This window comes from Desulfuromonas sp. CSMB_57 (assembly GCF_020194955.2).
Classification (GTDB): domain Bacteria; phylum Desulfobacterota; class Desulfuromonadia; order Desulfuromonadales; family Syntrophotaleaceae; genus JAFCIY02.
Genome location: NZ_JAFCIY020000036.1, coordinates 68,314 through 89,794, shown reverse-complemented (window position 1 = coordinate 89,794; position 21,481 = coordinate 68,314). Strand labels below are relative to the sequence as shown.

Here is a 21,481-nt window from a genome sequence, read left to right as displayed (position 1 = left end):
GCTACGCCCGCATTCTCAAGGTGGCCCGCACCATCGCGGATCTGGCGGGCGAGGACGGCATCCGCCAGCCCCACCTGGCCGAGGCGATTCAGTACCGGAGTCTGGATCGGAAGGCCTGAAAACATTCGATATCGATGCTTCTGGCCTCGTTGTTCAATGTGCTTGCTCTGGGTGCCCCGTTTTACTGATACTCTCCAGGAACATGGCCCCTGCCTCCAGCATCACGGTTGAAGCGAACACCGAGGCGTATTGCAGGGAGTGCCTGTAGGTTGCGGAGATAGCTACGCTGCATTGCCTTTCCGCTGTTATTACATTCGCAAACCACCATCTTCCACTTCTGCAGTCCCGATCCCCAAGGTCGGCTCGATCTGACCGGGGTACAGATTCTGAAACAGATATCCGGCAAAATGGATTGGCAGGCCCAGTCGGACCGGGCCTTTGGGCATGTCGGACATCAGCAGGCCTTCCTCGAGCAGTTGGGAAAGTACCTGACGCCCGGTGCGTTCGGCCAGGCCGGAAACCCGAATCATGTCGCCTCGGGGAGCCTCGCCCCTGGTCAGGGCTTCCACGAGCATGTGAGTCGCCTCCACTTTCAAGGGATGGCCTCCCGGCCTTGGCGGAGGAATGAGTTTCTCGGAGCGCAGGCGAACATACCCGCCGATCCGGTCCCTTAGTCCATCGAGATCAAGCAGGCCCCGCATATACTTGACTTGGTCGAGGCATGTTTCGAGGAAAAACCGGCAGAAGGCGATCAATCCCTCCCGGGACAGGGTGCCGCGACCGTCCAGGTCATTGCGTCGGGGAGCATCGGCAAAACTCAAGGCAGCCATATAGTCGTCCCGGCGTCGCGCCAAGCCCCGGCTGATGTTCCACAGGCCGTATCCGGCAAGAGGGATCTGCTTGAGGTAGGCGTCCGTGAACAGCCTTGCAGTGCGGCCGTTGCCGTCCAGAAAGGGATGGATCCACATGAGGCGGTGATGGCCGGCGGCAGCGGCTATGAGGGGCGTTACGCCGTGATGTCTTGAAAGATCATAGAAGGCCTCGAAACGATCGAGAAACAAACCGACCGTTTCGTGAGGAGGGCCCACATGCCTCCCCACTTCGATTTCCCTGGTCCGCAATTGGCCTCCATGAACTCGAATACGTTCCGTTCCCTCCTTATTGGTCACCCACTTGAATTCTTCTGGCAGCTCTTTATAAACCTCCTCGTGAATCCAGCAGATGAATTCCCGACAGGCCGGGCTGAATTTCGGTTTCCCGCCGAGAGCCTTGTCGATTTTTTTCTGGCAGGCGATATGGGCCAAACTTTCCTGCTGAAGTTCCCTTTTTGCGGGGTCCCGGGAATACTCCTGCTGCATGGCCCGTTCGATTTCCACCGGATGAGTGCTGTGTCCCTCAATGAGGTTGGAATAGTAGCTATTGACGATCCGCAACAGGCCGGCAACAGCTTCCTGGGTGATCCGGTGCAACTGGCCGCCTAAAGCAGAGGACTGGGCAACTACCTCTCGAGCCATGTCTTCCAAGGCGTCTCGTTTGTCGGGAAGAAGCGGTTCCATCAAATGGGCTCCGAGTGTCATAGCCGTTTCCTTTTTGCCGAAATTAGTGCCGATCTAATAGGGTGTTTAACTATATAATAATTTTAAAGAAAATAAAATGGTAGTCCCAATTTAACGGTTTTTTTTGCCGATGCTACTGCCGATCTTTGGATTCCACCGATTAGCTTTATGTCAAACCCCTCCAGCAGAAACTCACCCTCGCCGAGTTGATGCAGGCTGTCCGGGCCTTGGGCTGATAACCCGGCAGTCTTTTCCAGGTGTTTTTTTGTCGAAGGCTGGCCTTTATCCGAAATCCGGTAGACCCTTGCAGGATACGGGGCGAATTCAAATCGGAAACGGGTCAGTTATGTCAAAGAGCTATTATTCTCAGAAACTTACGGCATTATGCAATTTTTGAACCGGACAGTAGTGATAAAAATTTTAAACAGGATCCGCGTATATTCATGAAGTCTCCAAAAACTGTTCAATCTCCTCCCGATTGCGTCGACAGGGGGTATGCCTGCCGCTCAGCCAATCGGCCAGCTGCTCTGGGTCGCGGCCCATCTCGGTTCCAAGTTCCTCGAATGTTAAGCCGTTGACCTGCTTGTACCAGGCCAATTGTTCCAGGGGATTTTCGGGGCAGGGGATGGGATTGAACCCGAGGAAGTTGATAACCCGGGGAAGGTAACGCCAGTCGATGCTCCAGCCGTGCTCCCAGTTCCAGATGGTGGAGGCCGTGACACCTATTTGCTCTGCGATATCTTTCTGATACAGTCCGAGTTCAAGTCGGCGACGGCGCAGGTGGTCGCCAAGGGTGACGGGTTCACCGGAAAATTCTGGAAAAGTTTGAATTTTCAGGGGAATTTCGATTTTGAGGGCGGGCTGGGATGCTTCAGAAAAGTAGGAAAAGGTGCACGCATCCCTGTCCCTGCGGCTATCTCGGCGACTCCCTGCACCAATGTTCCTGCACGCCGATCATGATCCAGCGCTATCGCTCCCGATTGTCCGGGCCGCTGCTGGACCGCATCGATCTGCACGTCGAGGTGCCGCGGGTGGCCCACAAGGAATTGGCCGGCAGCACACCGGCCGAACCCTCCTCCGCCATCCGCGTTCGGGTGGAGGCGGTGCATGAGATCCAGCGTCGCCGTCTGGCACCCTTCGGCCTCTACACCAACAGCCAGATGCAGGCCCGCCACATCAAACAGTTCTGCCGTCCCGACGCCGCCGGCGAAAAGCTGTTGGAAATGGTCGTCGACCGCCTCGGCATGTCGGCGCGCAGCTACGCCCGCATTCTCAAGGTGGCCCGCACCATCGCGGATCTGGCGGGCGAGGACGGCATCCGCCAACCCCATCTGGCCGAGGCGATTCAGTACCGGAGTCTGGATCGGAAGGCCTGAAAACCTTTGCTGTCCCGCTGCCCAAATCGCCGGAAGCCCAGAAGGCCCACAAGAAGATCGCCATCCATTGACGGAACATTTTTAGATCGTTCTTTTTGGGGTTCCAGGGCCGCTGAAGGACAGACCGCCTTCAGCGGCCGAAATTTTGTCTGGAGCTTACTGTAAAAACCGATTCCCGTTCGGGAAGATATCTCTTGTGTTTTCCCTCATGCATGTCTATTCTTACCGAAAGGGAAGATTTCTTATCTGGAGCTGCTATGAACGAAAGCAAATTACCGTACGGGAAGATTTCTGGCCCGGAGCAGCTCGGCTCCCTGATCCGCCAGGAGCGAAAGGGGCAGGGGATTACCCAGGAAGACCTCTCGGCCCTGGCCGGGGTGGGGCCGCGCCTCATCGGCGAAATCGAGCGGGGCAAGCCGACCGCTGAGATCGGCAAGGTTTTCCAACTGCTGTCCAGCCTTGGCTTGGTCCTCTCTATCCAGTCCCGCACCTCAAAAGATTGGCGGGAATAGGCCATGGCAATCCCTGAGCAGCTTGAAGTCTTTCTGGGGCTCCGCCACGCCGGGACGCTGAGTCGGGAGAATGGACGGCTCGCCTTTCGGTACCATCGGCACTGGCTGGATGATCCCGCCAGTCACCCCCTGTCCCTCTCGCTGCCTTTGCGCGCGACGCCGTTTGCCGACGGAGAAACCCGGACCTGGTTCGGCAACCTGCTGCCGGAGGGGGACTTTCTCAATGCCGTCGCCCGCAGTCTGGGCCGTAGCACCGGCGATGTCTTCGGCCTGCTCGTCGATCTGGGCGGGGAGTGCGCCGGCGCGGTCAGCCTGCTGCCGCCGGGCCAGTCTCCACTGATGGCAGGCCGTTATCTGCGGCTTAGCGAAGATGAACTCTACGCCCTAGTCTCCGCCTCTCCACCCCCTGCCTTGCTGGCCGGAGAGACGGGCGTGCGCCTCTCCCTGGCCGGGGCGCAGAACAAGGTGCCGGTCTACGTCGATGAAACCGGCATTCACAAGGCGACCGGCACCTTGGCCACCACCCATATCCTCAAGCCTCCGATCCGTGCCGCCATCGCCCTGCCGCACACGGTGGTGAACGAAGCCTTCTGCATACAGCTGGCCGGCAAGCTGGGCCTGGTCGTGCCCAAGGCGCAGGTGCACGCGGTCCGGGATCGAAGCTTTTACCTGGTGGAGCGCTTCGACCGCCGCCCTAGTCAGGGACGCATCGAGCGCCTGCACCAGGAGGACTTCTGCCAGGCGCTGGGGGTCGAGGCCAACCTCAAGTACGAGGAGAGCGGTGGGCCGTCGCTCGCTGACATCTGGCGTCTTCTGCGAAACCACAGCGCGGCACCGGCCGTGGACGGCCTACAGCTGCTGCGGTGGGTCGGTTTCAATTTCCTGGTCGGCAACGCTGATGCCCATGGCAAGAACATCGCTCTGCTCTACGGCGAAGACGGAAGCGTGCGTCTGGCGCCTTTTTACGATCTGCTTTGCACCGCCGTCTATCCAGACCTCGACCAGCGCCTGGCCTTGCGATTGGGCGGCGAGCGGCGTCCGGAGCGGTTGCAGCGCCGCCACTGGGAAAAGTTGGCCGAGGAATTGAAGATCGCACCCCGGGCGATATTCGGTGAACTGGAACGGCTGACCCGGACCATTGAAAAGACGGCAGAAGCTCTTGCCGTGGAATTCACCGAGCTTTACGGCTGCGCCGAGACCATGAACGCCATGCTGGAGGTCATCCGCGGTCGCAGCGGCCGGGCCTGGGCCTTTCTCGGCGGCCGACCAAATTGAATCCGGTTCGCAGAGTTCATCAGGGTCGTTTGACGCCGCGCAACACTTGGCGCAGGTTATTTTCCCACCCTTTTGGTCTTTGGCCTTTCTGAGTTGCTCAGGGTTTGCGCGCTTGGAAGAGACCTCGATCCAGGGTGCCGCAGGGCGTGAAGTTGTTGAAGGCAGTGAGGTGGATGGCGAGGATTACGGTCAACGCGGTGCCGGAAAAAATGGCGATCATGATGGCGATCTGGTATTTGATGGCCGTCATGGGATTGCCGCCGCCTAGAATCACGCCGGTCATCATGCCGGGCAGGGAAACCAGGCCGATGGTGGAAATACTGGCCACGGTCGGGGCCAGCGCCGCCCGGCAGGCGTCGCGGGCAAAAGGGTGCAGGGCTTCCTTCAGGCTTGCGCCCTGGGCCAGAGAGAGGAGGTAGGCTTTTTCATTCTGGCGCAGGGACTCGTAAAAAGTGCGGAGGCCGATGATGTCGGCCTGCAGGCAGTTGCCGAGAATCATCCCGCAGAGCGGGACAAGGTACTGGGCGTCCAGGGCCGCCGAGCCCTCCAATACCAGGAATACGAAAAACAGCAGCGGCACCAGGGTTCCGGTAAGCAGAGCCAGAAACAGCCCGCCGGCGAGTCTGCTCAGGCGCAGGCGGCAGCCACGGGCGATGGAAAGGTCGGCAACCCCGATCATGACCAGGGCCCAGGCACCCGTCACCCAGAGACTGTTCAGGTCGAATATGACTTGCAGGTAGAAGCCCACAAAAAGCAGTTGCAGGGTCATGCGGGTTACGGCAACCAGGGTCTGGCTCAACATGGACAGTCGCAGCCAGAGGATGATGGCCAGCGGAAGGGCAAGAAGCAGATACCCGGCGGCCAGGCGCCAGGCGCCGATATCGATAATGCTCATGAGGCGGACTCCCCGTGGGTATTGGAAAGATCGAAAAGCTCATCGGAACAACCCATCCACTCCTGATCATGGGATACGGACAGAACGGTCAGCGCTTCGCGGGCCTTCAGCAGTTCGATGACGGCCAGCTTGGCGGCCGGATCCAGGGCCGAGGAGGCCTCGTCGAGAAGCAGGATCTCCCGGTCGAGCAGCAGCGCCGACAGCAGTGCGATGCGCTGCTTCTCCCCTCCCGATAGGGTCGAAATCTCCTTGTCGAGCAGCGTGTGGGGCAGCAGGAGACGATCCAGGAGTGTCGGCGCGTCGGCCAGATTGTTCCGCAGATGGCGGTTGCTGCTGAAGGTAAAAGGGTGCTCCAGAAAGTCGCGTACCCGGCCCGCCGCCATTTCGGGTTCCTGGGCCACATACGCCATGCGGGTGCGGAGTTGCCAGATGGAAGCGGCGGTAAGTTCCCGGCCAAATATGCGGATGGTGCCGTCCGCGGCGGGGACAAAACCCAGCAGACAGCGCAGCAGTGTCGACTTGCCACAGCCCGAACGGCCGACCAAGGTCATCTTGCGCCCTGGCAGCAGACGCAGGCAGAGGCCCGAGAGGATTCTGTTTCCGTCAATATTGACGGTGAGGTTGTCGATATCAATCGCCGGTATGGTCAATGAAAAAACTCCCTGTCATGGTTTCGATTGGCAATGAGTCGTGCCGGCGGCTAAAACCCGTCCTGCAACTCCCGACACAATTCCTCGACCTGTGATCTGACCAAGGTCAGTACCTCCCGGCCCTGCTCGGTGAGAAAATAGCTGCGCGGAGCCTTTGGTCCCCGTGCCGAATCGACCTCGCTGCGCAGCCAGCCATGCCCCTCCATCCGTTTGAGCATCGGGTAGAGGGTTCCCGGGCTGACCTCGTAGCCGTGTCGGCACAGTTCCCTGAGCATCCATTGTCCCACCACCGGCCCTTCGGCTGCGTGGTGCAGGATGTGAATTTTCCAGAAACCGAGCAGGATTTCCTTGTTGACCGCAGCCATGTCGGGATACTGTAATTTCATAACGAAAAACGTATACGATTTTCGTAATAGAGTCAACCCTTCATTTCCAATCCAGCGTTGGTATCTGTAGCAACGCTCAAAGCATTTTCGGATTGACAGTGTATCTACCTACTGATAGGTTTGTTGCCATGAACGATACGCGGACCAAAATTCTTGATGTTGCCGAAGACCTCATCCAGCGGGTGGGCCTCAACGCCATGAGTTACCAGCATATCAGCGACAGTGTTGGGATTCGCAAGGCCAGCATTCATCATCATTTTCCGAAAAAGGAAAACCTGGTTGACGAACTGCTGCGGCGCTGCCAGGTTTCCTACGGAGATCATTATCAGAAAATCGTCGAATCCGCGGGCAGTGCTCCGGGAAAATTGCGACAGTTGGCAGGGGTTTTTGAAGATGGCCTGAAGAATCAGAAACTCTGTCTGGTCGGTACCATCAGTGCCGATCTGAACACGCTTGGGAATGGGTCGTGCCTCATTCTCGAAGACACGATTCAGCATACGGTGGATATTTTTTCCGTTGCCTTCAAACAGGGGCTCGCGGAAGGGACATTGTCCTTCTCCGGCAAGGTCGAGGACACGGCCTATGCTTTTTTCACGTTTTTGTTAGGAACGCAGATTGCCGCCCGGGCGCATGGGGGAGTCAATGCCTTTCGGCGGGCGACGGAGGCCTTGATCTCCTGCTGGGAGACATGACAAAAAAATTTTTCTTTTCTGTCTACCAACTGATAGGTAGTCTTGCGGATGGCCCTCAAAGGGATAACCTGTTACCGAGATGAAAAAAGGGTTTTTTTCACCACAACCAAGGGAGGCAGTCATGACAGGGAAAACCGTTACCGAAGGCAATGAGAACCTGAATCCCACCCAGGAATTTATCGCATTGGAAGTCGAAAAAACCGCGGACAAACAATTCGTGCGAAAGATCGTCACCCGCTCCGTGGACGATCTTCCCGACGGGGATCTGCTGGTTAGGGTTCATTATTCCTCCCTCAATTACAAGGATGCCCTTTCGGCCACCGGGCATCCGGGGGTCACCAGGCAATTCCCCCACACGCCAGGTATCGATGCCGCCGGAGAAGTGGTTGCGACTGGCAGTGCCCGGTTTTCGCCGGGCGATCAGGTGGTGATTACCGGCTACGATCTGGGGATGGAAACCGACGGCGGATGGGGTCAGTTCATTCGTATTCCTGCGGCATGGGCGATTCCTCTGCCCGCCGGGCTGACCCTTTGGGAGGCTATGGCCCTTGGCACCGCCGGACTGACCGCAGGCCTTTCGGTATTGAAACTGACCGAGGCCGGCGTGCGGCCGGGAGATGGCGAGGTGCTGGTTACCGGTGCAAGCGGCGGTGTGGGTAGTCTGGCGGTATCGATCCTGGCCCGGGCCGGCTATCGGGTGGTTGCCGCCACCGGCAAGGCGGAGGCTGAAGGCTATCTGCGCGCTTTGGGGGCGTCGGAGGTCGTTTCGCGCCAGCAGGTGGTTGATGGCGTTGAGCGCCCGATGATGAAGGAACGCTGGGCCGGAGCGGTGGATGTGGTCGGTGGCGAAACCCTGGTGGCGGCCGTCAAGTCGACCCGTTATGGCGGCGCGGTCACCTGTTGTGGATTGGTGAGTTCCGTTGATCTAACCATGAACGTGTATCCCTTCATCCTTCGAGGAGTGAGCCTGATCGGCATCGATTCGGTCCATTGCCCGATCGATCTGCGGTTGCGGGTTTGGGGGAAGTTGGCCGGTGAATGGAAGCCGGAACAGTTGGCGGACCTGGTCGAAGAGGTATCCCTGGCGGATATGGAGAGCCGGATTCAGCAGATTCTTGCAGGCGGCATAAGCGGGCGAGTGGTGGTAAGATTGTTTTAAAAAACACCAAGTCAAGGAAGGGTGTGGTCAGGTTAAGGCAGGTCTTTTCTTTTCATTCGTGTAGAAGTGCTGGAAATGGGCGATGCGGGAGCCCGAGTGGCTTCTGAAGGCGAAATCAAAACAGTCCTGGTCAGATCATCAGGTTCATTTGGCCATCGGTGTCAAGCCCAGTCACACACCTGCCGATGCGATAAAACGCCAATATGCCTTTGACATTCTCGGCGATGCCGCCACCGTAGGAAAATTGTTGGACGGCATGACCAATGCGTTCGAGGCTGCCTACAGAATCTGAGCCAGCCTGCCTGTAGGATTTGGGGGAAAGGTCGGCAGCATATTACAGCGTTGGAGTTGAGCATTGCCTGTTCATACAGGAGACCAAAGTAACAAAAACTCTTGGTTTGTAATATGCTGCCTTTCTTATTAAGTAGTGCTGGAAACATTTGGCATGGAAAGTATTAAAAATTGAAAAATCTATTTATGCATTTTAAGGTGTTCTTTCCATTGCTCCGGAGAAGTGAGGTCCACGCCACAGGTCGAGCATCTGATCAAGGGAGCTGCCTTATGCTCGGGGTGCTCCTGCATGTGTTGTTTCAGGCCTGCAGCGGAAGTAAAAACCACTCCACAGGTGGCACATTGGATCAAAGGGGTACTCGATTTGGTAAATTCATGTTCAGGATGTTCGGCCATGTGTTCGACCGCCGCTGCCCTGGAGGTGAATTCCACCCCGCAAGTGGCACATTTGATTAAGACTTTTTCGCTTCCCTGGTCGTGGGCATGGTCATGCCTGGCCATCGGCGTTGTATGACAGCCGTACACGAACAATGCCGCAACAAAAAATGCTGCTAAAATAAGTCTGGACATTTTAATTCCTCCCCTTGAGTTGCTGGAACCTGTAAGTGCTCTCTCTGGCCGATGGAAAAGCTTTGTAGGAATGGTTCTTGGTAAACTTATCACCTCCTCTTAATGGGCTTCTTCGAAAGGTGGTAATGGGTATGCATGGCTGGTACAATTGAAAATCATTTGCCTGATGTTTGAATTCTTACAGGTAATGGCCTATTTTCAATGGCCCGACAGGTTATTTTTTTAATCATTCTTATTTAGGGGAGAAAAAATCTATGCGGCTCACTGCCCGGATTGCGTTGATTGGATGCTTGCTGCTTGCAGTCCATGTTGTTCCTGCCGCGGCATATCTGGCTCCCGGTGAACCGGCTCCCGATGTGGCATTGACGGATTTGACCGGCAAACGCATGCGACTTTCCAGCTTTAGAGGACGGAACCTTGTCCTCGTTTTTGGCGCAACCTGGTGCCCGGCTTGCAAAGCCCAAGTCGACGACCTGCTGCAAACCCAATCCTTGCTGAAAAAAAAGCAGATAACGGTTCTGACAATCTTTCTGGACGACAAGCCCAGGCATATCAAGAAGTATGTTGCCGGGAAACGGTTTCCGGTGCCTTTTCATGCTTTCCCTGATAACGGGCAGGCCCAGAAGGCTTATCGGATTTTCGTTGTTCCGCGCGTCATCATTATCGATCCCGATTTCAAAGTCGTCTATGACGGCATGCAGTTGTCCTCCAAGGATTTGAACGAAAAATTCGCAGTCTTGCCTGAAAAGGCCAAAGGAATTGAGTGATCGAGCCAGCTTCTTGGTCTCGCTAACGCTGGCCAATCTCACCAAAGCCATGGCCGAAGTCAACGAGACCAAGAAGCGACCCGCAGGGTGCTCTCTGAAAAAGAGGTTGCCAAGTGGATCGAGCAGGCCACAACTTTGCCGCGAATGCTGGAATACTGATACGATCGGCTATCGTGGGGGGCTCGCCCCCTCTCACGTTTAGGAATGACGGCGATATTCGGCGGCGTTTTGCTTCTCTTTCCGCGCGCTTTGGGCGCATCCGCGGTTGTGTCTCGCGAAATCGTCGTCGAAGGTGTCGAACGTCCGATGATGAAAAAGCGCTGAGCCTGCAGCGGCGGGTTGAAGGCCTATCCGGACACGAACCCGGCCCGGGACGCGGGCAAAAGAATTCAATAGTCCATTGCTTTATGCGTAAACAAGGAGTAGAGTGTGCGGCGGTCTGAAGTTTTCGCGCTGTACGGACCGTTTTTATCCACCCTTATTGGAGTTGCAGATGGACGAAGGCAGTAGTTACGGCTTCTGGCCGCAACACCCTAAGATCTCTCAGTCCGCTTTCGCCCTAACAGGGATTCCGCTGCTTTTGAACCTTTCCGCCTGAATCGGTCCTGGTTCGTCTTCGGAATTCCGCTTTGCGCGGGAGCAAATTTCCGGAGGTGACTATGGAACTTTCCCCTCAGATCCACACCGAAATCCTGAATCTTATTGGCAGTGGCGACCGGCAGGCGTTGCGCGAATGGTGCGTCGCCTGGCATCCCGCCGATCTTGCCTCCTTGTTGACCGAAATGGAGCCGGCGGATGCCGGAAAGGTTCTGGATGCTCTCAAGCCTGAGCAATATGCTCTTGTCTTGGCTCATCTGGAGCCGGAAAACCAGGTCGAATTCGCGGCTCTGCTGTCCAACGACCGGTTGGCCCGTATCATCTCGCACATGGATGCGGACGACCGTGTCGACTTCATCCAGTTGCTTCCCGAAGAACAGCGCGAAAAAATTCTGCATTTGCTGGCGCAGGCCGAGCGTGAGGACATCCGCAAACTCGGTTCCTATGAGAAGGGCACCGCGGGTGCGGTGATGACTTCGGAATATGCCACCCTGAGTCCGGACCTGATGGTTCGCCAGGCACTGGACAAGCTCAGGCTTGAGGCTCCTGACAAGGAAACCATCTATTATGCTTATGTCATCGATGCCCAGCGCCGCCTGCTTGGTCTCGTTTCCCTGAAATCCCTGATTCTGGCGCGTCCCGACACTCGTATCGAGGACATCATGTATCGGGAGCTGATTACCGCCAAGGTCGAAGACGATCAGGAGGAAGTGGCCAGGAAAATGGCCAAATACGACCTCATCGCCATCCCGGTTACCAACGGCAACGAGGCGTTGGTCGGCATCGTCACTTTCGACGACGCCCAGGATGTTGCCGAAGCTGAAGCGACGATTGACTTTCACCGCATGGGCGGCTCCGCCTCCCTGATGAACACCAGTCTGCGCGAGGCGGGAATCGGGTTTCTGGTAGCCAAGCGGCTGCCGTGGCTGTTGGTGCTGGTCTTTATGAACATCTTCTCCGGCGCAGGCATCGCTTATTTCGAGGATACCATCGCGGCAGCCGTCGCTCTCGTCTTCTTTCTCCCCTTGCTTATCGACAGCGGTGGCAACGCCGGCTCGCAGTCGGCGACTCTCATGGTGCGCGCCCTTGCCGTCGGCGACGTCCGTCTGAAGGACTGGCTGGGCCTGCTCACCAAGGAGGTTGGCGTCGCCCTCGGCATCGGCCTGTGCATGGGTGCCGCCGTTTCCCTCATCGGCATGTTCCGCGGCGGACCCGACATCGCCGTCGTGGTGTCTATAACAATGGTGGCGGTGGTCCTCGTCGGCAGTCTTATCGGCATGTCCCTGCCGTTCCTTCTCACCCGCCTGCGCCTCGATCCGGCTACCGCCAGCGCTCCGCTGATCACTTCGCTTGCGGACATGGCAGGGGTTATCATCTACTTCAGCATCGCCACCTGGTATCTCGGGCTGCAATAAGGTCTTTGCAGCAGGCCGTGGCCGGTGCCATCCGTTCTTGCGCGCCCCTTTGCAAAAGGGGGCGCGAAAACCGTTCTTTTTTCGGCCTTCAGTCATCCTCCGCCTGCCGGTTTCAACTTCTCTGACGGATATCTGACGGTACCTTCACCTTCTCTTTGTTTGCTCAGCTTTGCACTGTGATGGCGGCACGGAGGGAGGGCATCAGACCTTCCGGTTCGTCCCGCCTCATGCCACGAAGCCGACCCATTCCACATTCAGGGTCGCCACGCCGAATTCCTCTTCGACCTTGCCCTTGAGCAGATAGGGCCGGTGGCGGGTGAGCTGGCGGCAGAAGCGCTCGTAGGCGCGGGGGAAGAAGGTGACGTCGAAGAGGGCCGTGGTGTCTTCGAAGGAAACGAATTCCATGGGCCGGCCGTCCTTGTCCTGCACCGTTTTGCCCGTCACCCACCAGCCGACCATGGTCACGTAGCGGCCCGCCCATTGCCGGAGCTGGTTGGCCGGCACCGGCTTGAGGCGAGCAAGTTCCCGGCGGTGCAGCAGCAGGGGGTGGCAGGAGAGCAGCATCCCCAGGCATTCCCGCTCCTGGCGCAGTATCGTCTCGTTGTCGTACGCCGGCGCGTCGGGTACGGCGACCGGCTCCGCGAACAGCAGGCCGCCGCCGTCGCAATCATGGCGGTCGGCCAGCAGCTGCCAGAGCAGGGTCGGCCGCCTTTCCCGGCCTTCCAGGACGTCGAAGCAGCCCGCCTTGATCAGCAGCATGACGTCGGCGCTCGCCATCCGCACCCGTCGTAGAAAATCCCGGAAGTCGACAAACGGCCCGCCTTCGCGGCGGGTCCGCAGCAGCAGATCCAGGGCCTGGCGGCCGAGGCCCTGGATCTGCATCAGGCCGACTCGCAGGTTATGGCCCTGCCCGGTGTAGGGTGCATCGCTGGCGTTGATATCGGGGGGCAACACCCGCAGGCCCAGGCGCCGGGCTTCGGAGAGGTAGGCGAAGGGGGCGTAGTAGCCGCCCCCGTTGGCGATGACCGCCGCCATGAACTCGGCCGGATAGTTGGCCTTTAGCCAGGCCGACTTGCAGCTGACCAGGGCGTAGGAGGCCGAGTGAGGCTTGCAGAAGGAGTAGCCGGCGAAGGAGAGGATTTGGGCCCAGACCTCCGCCAGGGTGTCCTCCGGGATCTCTTTGGCTTTGCCACCGGCCAGAAACATCTGCCGATAGTCGGCGAGCTTCTTCTCCTTGTGCTTCTTGCTGAGGATCTTGCGCAGTTGATCCCCCTCGAAGGCGGAAAAATCCGCCAACGCCATGGCCACCTGGGTGATCTGTTCCTGGTAGATGGCGATGCCGTAGGTTTCGGCGAGGACCTCGTCCAGCAGAGGATGCAGGCAGTTCCAGCTTTGCCCCCGCATGCGGGCGACGAACTCGCGGATGAAGGTGTTGGCGGCGGGCCGGATGATGGAGGAGGCCATGATCAGATGCTCGAACAGATCGGCCCCGGCGGTGGCCTCTTCATCGTCGAACATCCTTTTCAGCAACTGCCGGGTGGCCGGCGACTCGATGTAGAAGCAGCCCATGGTCTCGCCGGCGCGCAGCAGCTTGCGGGTCGCGGCGTCATCCAAGGGCTGCCAGGAGGCGTAGTCGATGTCGCGGCCGGTATTCTTTCTGACCGCCTCCAGGGCGTCGCGGATGACGGCCAGGGAACGGTTGCCGAGGATGTCGATCTTCACCAACCCGGCGGCCTCGGCCTGCTCCTTTTCCCACTGGATGACCGGCAGCCCTTTGGCGGACACCTCCACCGGCACGTAACGGCGCAATTCGTCGGGCACCACCACCAGCCCACCGCAGTGCAGGGACAGGTGGCGCAGTTGGCCCCTGAGGCGCTGCGCCAGGTGCAGCACCCGCTGCCAGTCCTCGTTCAGGGCTTCACCGCGAAACAGGGGGTGCGTGCGCACCGCGCCGGCCGTCTGATCGGCCTTCCAATAGCCGGAAATGCGCTCGGTGACGGCCCTGATCTCCGCCTCGGGCAGGCCGAAGACCTTGGCCACTTCGCGCAGGGCGGCGCGGCCCTTGAAGCCGACCTGATTGGCGACCATGGCCGCTCGGTGGGCGCCGTAGCGGGCCAGGGCGAAATCCAGTACGGCATCCCGCTCGTCCCAGGGAAAGTCGATGTCGATGTCCGGCGGATCGACGCGACCGGGATTCAGAAAACGCTCGAAGAACAGGTTGTGGCGAATGGGGTCGACGTGGGTGATGCCCAGACAGTAGGCGACCAGGGAGGCGGCGGCGCTGCCCCGGCCGCAGGTGCGGGGCGACTGGCGGGCGATCTCCTCCACCACCAGGAAGTAGTGGGCGAAGCCCTTGTCGCGGATGATGGCCAGTTCCTTGTGCAGCCGGGCCGCCACCGTCGCATCGATGCGGCCGTAGCGCCGGCGGGCGCCATCGTCGGCGCGGCGCTGCAGCACTGCGAAGGCTTCCTCTTCGGCCAGGCCGCGAAAGGCGGGAAAGATGGTGGCGGAGAAATCCCAGTCGGTCCGGCACTGGCCGGCGATGCGGGCGGCGTTCTCCATGGCTTCCGGACAGTGGGGAAAGTGATGGATGAGTTTTTCCGGCGACTGCAGAATATCGACGTCGGTCGCGGTCTCTCCGGGTTTCAGGCGCGAGAGCTTGGTGTTCAGGGCCACCGCCCGCAGCACCCGATGCAGGTCCAGGTCCTGCTCCGTCAGCAGGGTCGCCCGGCTGGTGGCCACCGGCGGCAGTCGCAGTTGGCGGGCCAGGGCCAGGGCCCGGTGCATCCCGTGGCCGGGGGAGAGCTCGACGAACAGCCCCTCCGGCGACGGGCGGCGTAGGGGGGCGAGCACCGCCGCATGGTCCGTGATGATGAACAGGCCCCGGCGGTAGCGGGCCAGGGCCGTGGGCAGGTCGAAGTCGCTGCGGCAGTGCAGTTCGGAGAGCAGCCGGCAGAGATTGCCGTAACCCTCGGCGTCCCGCGCCAGCAGCACCGCCCGGTGCTCGCCGGCCAGGGCCTCGGCGCCGATGATGGGGGCGAGACCCGCCGCCCGGGCCGCCTCCAGAAACCGGGGGATGCCGTACAGGCCGTTGCGGTCGGTCAGAGCCAGGCGCCGCAGCCCCATGGCCCGGGCGGCGGCGCACAATTCCTCCACCCCGTGCACGCCCCAGCCGGGCGAGAAGCTGGAATGGACATGCAGCGCGACGAAATCGGTCATGGTCCCTCCAGGCTGCGGCCCCAGCGCAGGGCGCCCATGCCGTAGCGCTCGCGCAGCCGGTCGAGGGCCTGCTGCAGGGTCGCGGCAACAGGCGGCGCGGCGGGGGCGGCGGGGGCGGCGGTGAACAGATCCAGCTGTCGCGGTCCGCTCTCCAGTCGGGCGCAGTCCAGCCGCAGGCCCTTGAGGCGCACCCGCCGCCGGCAGCTCTTCAGGAACAGTTCCTCGGCGGCGGCCAGCAGGGGCAGATCCAGGTCGTGGGGCAGAGGCAGCCGCGCCGTGCCCCGTTCGGTGACGCCGTCGGCGTACATCAGGGTCAGGGTCAGTTGCCGGGTCTGGCGGCCGAGGCGGCGCAGCCGCCGCCCGCAGTCCTCCACCAGGCGGCACAGGGCCGCCAGCAGCGCGCTGTCGTCGTTGTCCGCCGCCGTCAGATAGGTTTCCTCGCCGAGGCACGGGGCGCGCTGCGGCGGCCGCACCGGGGAGGGATCGATGCCGCAGGCCCGCTGGTGCAGCAGGGGGGCGAAGGGGCCGAGGGCCAGGCGCAGCTGGGCGACGGAGAGAGCGGCAACCTCTTCGACCCGGCGCAGGTTGAGATCCTGCAGCAGCTGCCGGGAGCGGGCCGGGCCGACTCCGGGCAGCACGGCCACGGGCAGGGGGCCGATGAAATGACGTTCGCTGCCCCGCAGGATGTCGCAGACCCCCGGTTGCTCCAGGTAGCCGGCGGCGATGCGCGACACCAACTTGTTGCCGGCCACCCCGACGCTTCCGGCCAGGCGCAGGTCCCGGCCCAGTTCCCGCTCCAGGCGGGCCGCCGCATCCCGCCCCGGGCCGAGCAGACGGCGGCTGCCGGTCAGATCCAGAAACAGCCGGCCGGGCGCGGCCGGTTCCAACAGCGGCGAAAAGCGTCCGGCCAACTCCTGCAGCGCCCGCATGCCGCGGGCCATCTGCCGCGGCTCGGGCGGCAGCAAAATCAGGGCCGGGCAGCAGCGCCGCGCCCGATAAACGGCCATACCTTCGCAGATTCCTTCGGCACGCGCCTCCGCCGAGACGCACTGCAGCAGGGCCCGTTCCGAATTCCCGGGGGCCACCGCCACCGGGCGCCGGCGCAGGTCCGGGTCCGAGACCCGGGCCAGGGCGATGGCGAAGGCGGGAATGGCCAGGTGCAGGATGTCCCGTTCCATGGGGTCAGGCACAGTGGCGGATGACGCCCACCACCACCCCCTCGATGCGAAAACTCTCCTCGTCCTCGACCCGGATCGGCGCCATGGCCGGGTTGGCCGGATGCAGTTCGATATACCGCCCCTTGCGGTAAAAGCGCTTGACCGTGGCCTCGTCGCGGATCAGCGCCACCACCATCTGGCCGTTATCGGCCTGGGCCTGCTTGCGTACCACCACGTAGTCGCCGTCCAGGATGCCGTCGCCGATCATGGACTCCCCCTGCACCCGCAGGACGAAGTTGTGCCCCGCGCCGAGCATGGAGGCCGGCACCTCGATGCTGTCGGGGGTCTCGACCGCTTCGATGGGCCTGCCGGCGGCCACCAGCCCCGCCAGGGGCAGTTCGCAGCCGTTGCCGTGGGGCCGCAACACCTGCAGGCCGCGCCGGGCATTCCAGGGCTTGGTCAGAAAGCCTTCGCGCTCGAGGCGCACCAGGTAATTCTGCACTGTGCCCAAAGAGCGGAAGCCGAAGGCCCGGGCGATTTCCTGCTGGGCCGGTGGATAGCCTTCGCGGGCGGTGAACGCTTCAATGAAATCCAGGATTTTTTTCTGTTTCGGGGTCAGGGTGCCCATGGCCGTCTCCGTCGGATCGATGACTGATATGGATTAAGGATATGCGCAGGTTTTGCGTAAGTCAAGAGGGGATAGCGCGACTGACCGCTTGTTGGAATGAATCCGTTTTTGCGGGCATCTCTTTCGGACTGCGGCACACCGGATTGACAAAACTCACGACAAATTTTACATTAAGCTGCTATCGTGAAATGAGCAGGTCTCCCCAGTTCCCTGTGCCGGTGACGCGTGCCAGGCGGGAGGAGGAGCGACAGGACGGGTATGCGGCTTGAATCTGTGACGAGATGGGTGTGCTGCGGCGGGATCGCGCTGCTGCTGGCCGGTTGCCACCCCGGTTTCCGCCTCGTGCGCACGGCGGAACTCGAGGGGTTGGAGCAGCAGGCCCGGGCGGGGCAGGTGCAGGTCGCGATGCTGCTCGAGGAGCAGGCGGCCCTGCGACAGGCATTGCAGCGCTCTCAGGAGGAAATTTTGCCTCTGGTGCAGGGGCTGAAGGACTGGTCGGAACGGCCTCCCGCGCCGGTTGAGTGTCTGTTGCCGGAAGATTCCGCCCCAGCCTGCAGCCTTTCGGACCATGAGGGACAGTCCCTGCCCGCGGTGTCGTCTTCGGACAAAAAGGTCATCGGTGCGGTGGAGGACGTGTTGGTGAGGCCGCCGGGCATTATCCTGCCGGCGCGCATCGACACCGGCGCCGCGACCTCATCCCTGGATGCCCGGAACCTGCAGCGCTTCGAGCGCGATGGCAAGCCCTGGGTGCGGTTTGAGGTGCAGATGCCGGAAAGCGGCCAGAAGGCGCAACTGGAAAGGCCCATTGTCCGCCAGGTGCGCATCGTTCAGGCCGGCCGGGCGGAAGGCGAACGCCGGCCGGTGGTGGAACTCCAAATTACCCTTGGCGGCATGGTGCAAACCGCTCAGTTCACCCTTTCCAGCAGGACCCACCTGGAATATCCGCTGCTCATCGGCCGCAATGTGCTCCGCGATGTCATGGTGGTGGATGTCGGCAGGAAGCGGAGCGTCCGCCCCCGTACCGGCGAGGCGGCCCCATGACATGGGTGCAACGCCATCCGGTCTCGTGTGCCGCTCTGCTGTTGCTGCTGCTGGCTTTGGGCGTGGCAACCTGGCGTTATACGCGTTTCCGCGTTCCCTTGCGGCCGGGGGAACAGGCGGAGGTGTGGTTTGTCGAGGCGCGGATCGATTTCGAAGCCGAGGGCGTGCCGGTAACGGTCAGCCTGGATCTGCCCGATGCGCCGCCCGGCTTTCGCATCGCCATGGAACAATCGGCCTCGCCCGGCTATGGTTTTGCCGTGGTTGAAGAGCAGGGCGAGCGTCGCGGGGAGTGGACCATTCGGACCGCGCGGGGTCCGCAGACCCTCTATTACAAGGTGCAGATTATCCCTGAAACTCAGGGCCGGGAGGCTGCGGTCGCCCCGCCGGCAGTAGCAGCACCGGTTTACCGGGATGAGGCGGAAGCCACGGCGGCGGCCCAATTGCTGGCGGCGGCGCAGGCCACCTCGAGTGGTCCGGCAAGCCTGGCCCGTGAACTCCTGCGGCTGCTGGCCGCCGCCGAGCCGGGACAGAATGCCGCCCTGCTGCTCACTTCCCGGTCGCCCGCTGCCGGCCTGGATCTGCTGTTGCGCCAGGCCGGCGTACCGACCCGTCTGTCCCTGGGATTGAATTTGGAGGATGGCCGGCGCCGACAGGAGCTGATTCCCATCATCGAGGTTTTTACCGGCCAAAGGTGGCAGGTGTTCGACCTCGCCGGCGGCAGGCAGGGGCTTCCCGAGCATCTGCTGCTCTGGCATCGCGGCAGCCGTTCCCTCCTGGATGTTACGGGGGGCCGCGATTCGCGGGTGGGTTTTTCCATGCTGCGTCAAGCCGTCCCGGCCCTGGCCCTGGCTCGCCAGCAGATGGGGGTGGCGGGACTGGCGCAGTTCGACATCCATCATCTGCCCGTGGAAGAGCAGGGCATGCTCAAGCTGTTGCTGCTGCTGCCGGTCGGGGTGCTGGTGGTGGTCTTCATGCGCCTTTTGGTCGGTCTGCGCACGGCGGGTACTTTCATGCCCGTGTTGCTGGCCGTCGCCTTCCTGCAAAGCGCCCTGCTCCCGGGATTGGCCAGTTTCGTTGCTATCGTGGCGTTGGGTCTGGTGCTGCGTGGCTGCCTGGAGCGGTTCAACCTGCTGTTGGTGGCGCGCATTGCGGCCCTGGTGATAGCGGTGATTTTTCTTATCTGTTTGCTGAGCGTGGTCGGTTACCGCCTTGGCCTCAACACCGGCATGACCCTGACCTTCTTTCCCATGGTCATCATCGCCTGGACCATCGAACGCATGTCCGTGCTCTGGGAAGAGGAAGGGGCGCGCGAGGTGCTGAGCCAGGGGGGCGGCAGCCTGCTGGTCGCCCTGATCGCCTACGGGTTGATGAGCTGCGCTCCGGTTCGGCACCTCAGCTTCAATTATCCGGAACTGAACCTGGTCCCCCTGGCCCTGATCCTGCTGCTGGGGCAGTATACCGGTTACCGCCTGCTGGAACTGCGGCGCTTCCGGTTTTTTGTGGAGCGGCCCCTTTGATGTGGATATCGCCGTTGCAGCTGGCCCGGCTCGGCATCCAGGGCATGAACGGCCGCAATCTGGCCATCATCGGCCGTTACAACGACCGCCGCCTGTTCCCGCTGGTGGATGACAAGCTGCAGACCAAGCTGCTGGCTCGGGAACACGGTATTCCCACCCCCCATCTGCGCTTCGTGTTTCGCCAGCAGCATGAAATCCGCAACCTCGAAAAATACCTTGCGGATCTGCCGTCCTTTGCCATCAAGCCGGCCCGCGGCTCGGGGGGCAAGGGCATCCTGATCATCCGCCGGCATGGCCAGGGAAAGTTCATCAAGTCCAGCGGCGGGATCCTGGACCTGCCGGCCCTTCGTCGGCACCTGTCCAACATCCTGGCCGGCCTGTTCACCCTTTCCGGCGCCCCCGATGCCGCCTTCATCGAAGATCTCATCGAGTTGGACAGCCGTTTTGCCGGTTATTCCCATGAGGGAATTCCCGACCTGCGTATCATTGTATTTCGGGGTTATCCGATTATGGCCATGCTGCGTCTGGCCACCCACGCTTCGGACGGCAAAGCCAACCTGCACCAGGGTGCAGTCGGCGTCGGCTTGGACTTGGCGACAGGGCGGGCTCTGAAGGCGATCCAGTTCAACCGCCCGGTGCAGGTGCATCCGGACACCGGAAGGCCCTTGCGGGAGCTCCATATCGACGGTTGGCGGGATATCCTGCTGCTGGCGGCGCGCTGCTATGAAATGACGGGCCTCGGCTACCTGGGGGCTGATATCGTCCTCGATGGTGTCCGCGGGCCGTTGCTGCTGGAACTCAACGCCCGTCCCGGTCTCGCCATCCAGGCTGCCAACGGCCAGGGGCTGCGGCCACGTCTGGGTCATCTGGAAACGCGGGCCGCGGTGCCCTGCATGCCCGAGGAGCGGGTGCTGTACGCCATCAAGGCTTTTGCTGTTCCTTTGCAGCAGAAGCGGTTTGATCGGCCTTCCGTCAGCTTGCAACCGTCCGTGTGACGGCGGTTAAAATGCCTTTTGCGGAGACCGCAGGCGGATTTGGGCAGCAATCTATCGCTTTTGGAAGCGTTGCCGCAGTTCTTCCGCCTGATCGGGGTGGAGCTGCAGGAATTCCACGCCGAGACCCGGAATGCTCGGCTTCTTGCCCCAGGGGTTGACGCGGCGGATTATGATTTTGATGGGTGTCGGGTCGGACAGTTCCAGCAATTGCAGCCAGGCATGTTGCTGATTTTCCCAGTGGTCGTCGAAGGTGACCAGAAAACATCCGCCGAGGGAAATGTCGAGGGTCACGGTACGTTCGAGCTGGTCCGGCGGAAACTCGCTGTCCCGAGAGAGCAGGCCGTTGAGATGGATCGCATGGCGTCTGCTGGCGCGGAATGCGCGGGGTGGGTGGTTGCGGCATACATGCTCGAGAAAGTAGCGCAGGGGGTGATCCCCGGCAAGGGATTTGCCGAACACCAGTCCGCGGATACGGGCGGCACCGGCATCCCAGCGCACCCGCAGGGTCGGATAGGCTTCGGCAATTTCCTGGAGCAGGAGTTTCTCCTCCGGATTCGCCCGGACCGCCGTGAGCACGTCGATGACCACGCCATTGAAGGGCCGCTGCAGCAGGGTCTGCTTCAATTCCGTAAAATTACCGGCCGTTTCACAATCGGCGCCCAATTCTTCGAGGGCTCGGCGGTAAATGGCCAGGGTTGGCGGATGACGGTCGAATATCAAAACATGGCTCATGCAGGGAGATCCATTCGGCTTTTGCGGGTCGACTGCACCAGGCGACCCGCC

Annotated in this window: 22 protein-coding genes; 12 read left to right on the top strand and 10 right to left on the bottom strand. The window is 61.1% G+C overall.

What is annotated here, in order from left to right; genetic code table 11:
- Nucleotides 1–119, top strand: a 119-nt coding sequence (locus JQN68_RS10945) for a magnesium chelatase subunit ChlI family protein (protein ID WP_502799360.1), incomplete at its 5' end; no start/stop codon positions are given.
- Between the two features lie 189 nt (nucleotides 120–308).
- Here the strand turns inward: JQN68_RS10945 and JQN68_RS10940 are convergent.
- A complete protein-coding gene (locus JQN68_RS10940; RefSeq protein WP_249621186.1) occupies nucleotides 309–1,577 on the bottom strand; it encodes a Fic family protein in 1,269 nt (422 codons plus the stop codon).
- A gap of 420 nt (nucleotides 1,578–1,997) precedes the next feature.
- The gene (locus JQN68_RS10935) at nucleotides 1,998–2,336 is read right to left on the bottom strand and encodes a helix-turn-helix domain-containing protein (protein ID WP_502799359.1); all 339 of its coding nucleotides are present in this window, start codon (nucleotides 2,334–2,336) and stop codon (nucleotides 1,998–2,000) included.
- Between the two features lie 86 nt (nucleotides 2,337–2,422).
- Between JQN68_RS10935 and JQN68_RS10930 the strand changes: the two genes are divergently transcribed.
- From JQN68_RS10930 to JQN68_RS10920, 3 genes are all read left to right on the top strand, one after another.
- Nucleotides 2,423–2,932 (top strand): magnesium chelatase subunit ChlI family protein, encoded by a 510-nt coding sequence (locus JQN68_RS10930; protein WP_225072101.1) that lies wholly within the window; start codon nucleotides 2,423–2,425, stop codon nucleotides 2,930–2,932.
- Between the two features lie 257 nt (nucleotides 2,933–3,189).
- The gene (locus JQN68_RS10925) at nucleotides 3,190–3,444 is read left to right on the top strand and encodes a type II toxin-antitoxin system Y4mF family antitoxin (protein ID WP_225072102.1); all 255 of its coding nucleotides are present in this window, start codon (nucleotides 3,190–3,192) and stop codon (nucleotides 3,442–3,444) included.
- Nucleotides 3,445–3,447: 3 nt separating this feature from the next.
- A complete protein-coding gene (locus tag JQN68_RS10920) occupies nucleotides 3,448–4,719 on the top strand; it encodes a type II toxin-antitoxin system HipA family toxin (protein WP_225072103.1) in 1,272 nt (423 codons plus the stop codon).
- Nucleotides 4,720–4,816: 97 nt separating this feature from the next.
- Here JQN68_RS10920 and JQN68_RS10915 read toward each other — a convergent pair whose 3' ends face one another.
- The 3 genes from JQN68_RS10915 to JQN68_RS10905 are packed head-to-tail and all read right to left on the bottom strand — an operon-like array spanning nucleotide 4,817 to nucleotide 6,650.
- Complete coding sequence (locus tag JQN68_RS10915; protein ID WP_225072104.1) at nucleotides 4,817–5,614, bottom strand: ABC transporter permease; 798 nt, start codon at nucleotides 5,612–5,614, stop codon at nucleotides 4,817–4,819.
- Nucleotides 5,611–6,264 (bottom strand): ABC transporter ATP-binding protein, encoded by a 654-nt coding sequence (locus JQN68_RS10910; RefSeq protein ID WP_225072105.1) that lies wholly within the window; start codon nucleotides 6,262–6,264, stop codon nucleotides 5,611–5,613. The genes JQN68_RS10915 and JQN68_RS10910 overlap by 4 nt, the downstream gene beginning before the upstream one ends.
- A gap of 50 nt (nucleotides 6,265–6,314) precedes the next feature.
- Nucleotides 6,315–6,650, bottom strand: coding sequence for a PadR family transcriptional regulator (locus JQN68_RS10905; RefSeq protein WP_225072106.1), 336 nt, complete (start codon nucleotides 6,648–6,650; stop codon nucleotides 6,315–6,317).
- A 128-nt stretch (nucleotides 6,651–6,778) separates the two neighbouring features.
- Between JQN68_RS10905 and JQN68_RS10900 the strand changes: the two genes are divergently transcribed.
- The 3 genes from JQN68_RS10900 (at nucleotide 6,779) to JQN68_RS10890 (ending at nucleotide 8,793) form a co-directional block, all read left to right on the top strand.
- Complete coding sequence (locus tag JQN68_RS10900; RefSeq protein ID WP_225072107.1) at nucleotides 6,779–7,342, top strand: TetR/AcrR family transcriptional regulator; 564 nt, start codon at nucleotides 6,779–6,781, stop codon at nucleotides 7,340–7,342.
- A 121-nt stretch (nucleotides 7,343–7,463) separates the two neighbouring features.
- Entirely contained in the window at nucleotides 7,464–8,501 is a 1,038-nt protein-coding gene (locus JQN68_RS10895; protein ID WP_225072108.1) for a YhdH/YhfP family quinone oxidoreductase, read from the top strand.
- Between the two features lie 82 nt (nucleotides 8,502–8,583).
- Nucleotides 8,584–8,793, top strand: a complete 210-nt coding sequence (locus JQN68_RS10890; protein WP_225072109.1) for a hypothetical protein — start codon at nucleotides 8,584–8,586, stop codon at nucleotides 8,791–8,793.
- A gap of 179 nt (nucleotides 8,794–8,972) precedes the next feature.
- On the opposite strand, the gene JQN68_RS10885 is transcribed toward JQN68_RS10890, so the two are convergent.
- Nucleotides 8,973–9,362, bottom strand: a complete 390-nt coding sequence (locus JQN68_RS10885) for a C2H2-type zinc finger protein (RefSeq protein WP_225072110.1) — start codon at nucleotides 9,360–9,362, stop codon at nucleotides 8,973–8,975.
- Nucleotides 9,363–9,616: 254 nt separating this feature from the next.
- Between JQN68_RS10885 and JQN68_RS10880 the strand changes: the two genes are divergently transcribed.
- Together JQN68_RS10880 and mgtE are read left to right on the top strand one after the other, a co-directional pair.
- Nucleotides 9,617–10,129, top strand: a complete 513-nt coding sequence (locus tag JQN68_RS10880; RefSeq protein WP_225072111.1) for a peroxiredoxin family protein — start codon at nucleotides 9,617–9,619, stop codon at nucleotides 10,127–10,129.
- 659 nt (nucleotides 10,130–10,788) lie between these two features.
- Nucleotides 10,789–12,141 (top strand): magnesium transporter, encoded by a 1,353-nt coding sequence (gene mgtE, locus JQN68_RS10875; RefSeq protein WP_225072112.1) that lies wholly within the window; start codon nucleotides 10,789–10,791, stop codon nucleotides 12,139–12,141.
- A 225-nt stretch (nucleotides 12,142–12,366) separates the two neighbouring features.
- Here the strand turns inward: mgtE and JQN68_RS10870 are convergent, their stop codons facing one another.
- Genes JQN68_RS10870 through lexA form a run of 3 tightly spaced genes read right to left on the bottom strand, consistent with a single transcriptional unit; the run spans nucleotide 12,367 to nucleotide 17,145 of the window.
- Entirely contained in the window at nucleotides 12,367–15,360 is a 2,994-nt protein-coding gene (locus JQN68_RS10870; RefSeq protein WP_225072113.1) for a DNA polymerase III subunit alpha, read from the bottom strand.
- Nucleotides 15,357–16,538 (bottom strand): DNA polymerase Y family protein, encoded by a 1,182-nt coding sequence (locus JQN68_RS10865; protein WP_225072114.1) that lies wholly within the window; start codon nucleotides 16,536–16,538, stop codon nucleotides 15,357–15,359. The genes JQN68_RS10870 and JQN68_RS10865 overlap by 4 nt, the downstream gene beginning before the upstream one ends.
- 4 nt (nucleotides 16,539–16,542) lie before the next feature.
- The gene (gene lexA, locus JQN68_RS10860) at nucleotides 16,543–17,145 is read right to left on the bottom strand and encodes a transcriptional repressor LexA (RefSeq protein ID WP_225072115.1); all 603 of its coding nucleotides are present in this window, start codon (nucleotides 17,143–17,145) and stop codon (nucleotides 16,543–16,545) included.
- Between the two features lie 258 nt (nucleotides 17,146–17,403).
- Between lexA and JQN68_RS10855 the strand changes: the two genes are divergently transcribed.
- The 3 genes from JQN68_RS10855 to JQN68_RS10845 are packed head-to-tail and all read left to right on the top strand — an operon-like array spanning nucleotide 17,404 to nucleotide 20,698.
- Nucleotides 17,404–18,186, top strand: coding sequence for an ATP-dependent zinc protease family protein (locus tag JQN68_RS10855; protein ID WP_225072116.1), 783 nt, complete (start codon nucleotides 17,404–17,406; stop codon nucleotides 18,184–18,186).
- Nucleotides 18,183–19,703: an inactive transglutaminase family protein gene (locus JQN68_RS10850; RefSeq protein WP_225072117.1), complete on the top strand. Its 1,521-nt coding sequence runs from the start codon at nucleotides 18,183–18,185 to the stop codon at nucleotides 19,701–19,703. Before JQN68_RS10855 ends, JQN68_RS10850 begins: the two co-directional genes overlap by 4 nt.
- Nucleotides 19,703–20,698, top strand: coding sequence for an alpha-L-glutamate ligase-like protein (locus tag JQN68_RS10845; protein WP_225072175.1), 996 nt, complete (start codon nucleotides 19,703–19,705; stop codon nucleotides 20,696–20,698). Before JQN68_RS10850 ends, JQN68_RS10845 begins: the two co-directional genes overlap by 1 nt.
- Before the next feature lie 51 nt (nucleotides 20,699–20,749).
- Here the strand turns inward: JQN68_RS10845 and JQN68_RS10840 are convergent, their stop codons facing one another.
- Nucleotides 20,750–21,430 carry a PilZ domain-containing protein gene (locus JQN68_RS10840; RefSeq protein WP_225072118.1) on the bottom strand — a complete coding sequence of 227 codons (681 nt, stop codon included), beginning with the start codon at nucleotides 21,428–21,430 and terminating at the stop codon, nucleotides 20,750–20,752.
- Between the last annotated feature and the right edge of the window lie 51 nt (nucleotides 21,431–21,481).

Coding starts and splice junctions, on each gene's coding strand:
- JQN68_RS10915 (WP_225072104.1), bottom strand. CDS start 5,614: ATGAGCATTATCGATATCGGCGCCTGGCGCCTGGCCGCCGGGTATCTG.
- JQN68_RS10870 (WP_225072113.1), bottom strand. CDS start 15,360: ATGACCGATTTCGTCGCGCTGCATGTCCATTCCAGCTTCTCGCCCGGC.
- JQN68_RS10840 (WP_225072118.1), bottom strand. CDS start 21,430: ATGAGCCATGTTTTGATATTCGACCGTCATCCGCCAACCCTGGCCATT.
- JQN68_RS10900 (WP_225072107.1), top strand. CDS start 6,779: ATGAACGATACGCGGACCAAAATTCTTGATGTTGCCGAAGACCTCATC.
- JQN68_RS10940 (WP_249621186.1), bottom strand. CDS start 1,577: ATGACACTCGGAGCCCATTTGATGGAACCGCTTCTTCCCGACAAACGA.
- JQN68_RS10845 (WP_225072175.1), top strand. CDS start 19,703: ATGTGGATATCGCCGTTGCAGCTGGCCCGGCTCGGCATCCAGGGCATG.
- JQN68_RS10925 (WP_225072102.1), top strand. CDS start 3,190: ATGAACGAAAGCAAATTACCGTACGGGAAGATTTCTGGCCCGGAGCAG.
- JQN68_RS10890 (WP_225072109.1), top strand. CDS start 8,584: ATGCGGGAGCCCGAGTGGCTTCTGAAGGCGAAATCAAAACAGTCCTGG.
- JQN68_RS10895 (WP_225072108.1), top strand. CDS start 7,464: ATGACAGGGAAAACCGTTACCGAAGGCAATGAGAACCTGAATCCCACC.
- lexA (WP_225072115.1), bottom strand. CDS start 17,145: ATGGGCACCCTGACCCCGAAACAGAAAAAAATCCTGGATTTCATTGAA.
- JQN68_RS10885 (WP_225072110.1), bottom strand. CDS start 9,362: ATGTCCAGACTTATTTTAGCAGCATTTTTTGTTGCGGCATTGTTCGTG.
- JQN68_RS10905 (WP_225072106.1), bottom strand. CDS start 6,650: ATGAAATTACAGTATCCCGACATGGCTGCGGTCAACAAGGAAATCCTG.
- JQN68_RS10865 (WP_225072114.1), bottom strand. CDS start 16,538: ATGGAACGGGACATCCTGCACCTGGCCATTCCCGCCTTCGCCATCGCC.
- JQN68_RS10930 (WP_225072101.1), top strand. CDS start 2,423: ATGCTTCAGAAAAGTAGGAAAAGGTGCACGCATCCCTGTCCCTGCGGC.
- JQN68_RS10850 (WP_225072117.1), top strand. CDS start 18,183: ATGACATGGGTGCAACGCCATCCGGTCTCGTGTGCCGCTCTGCTGTTG.
- JQN68_RS10880 (WP_225072111.1), top strand. CDS start 9,617: ATGCGGCTCACTGCCCGGATTGCGTTGATTGGATGCTTGCTGCTTGCA.
- JQN68_RS10920 (WP_225072103.1), top strand. CDS start 3,448: ATGGCAATCCCTGAGCAGCTTGAAGTCTTTCTGGGGCTCCGCCACGCC.
- mgtE (WP_225072112.1), top strand. CDS start 10,789: ATGGAACTTTCCCCTCAGATCCACACCGAAATCCTGAATCTTATTGGC.
- JQN68_RS10855 (WP_225072116.1), top strand. CDS start 17,404: ATGCGGCTTGAATCTGTGACGAGATGGGTGTGCTGCGGCGGGATCGCG.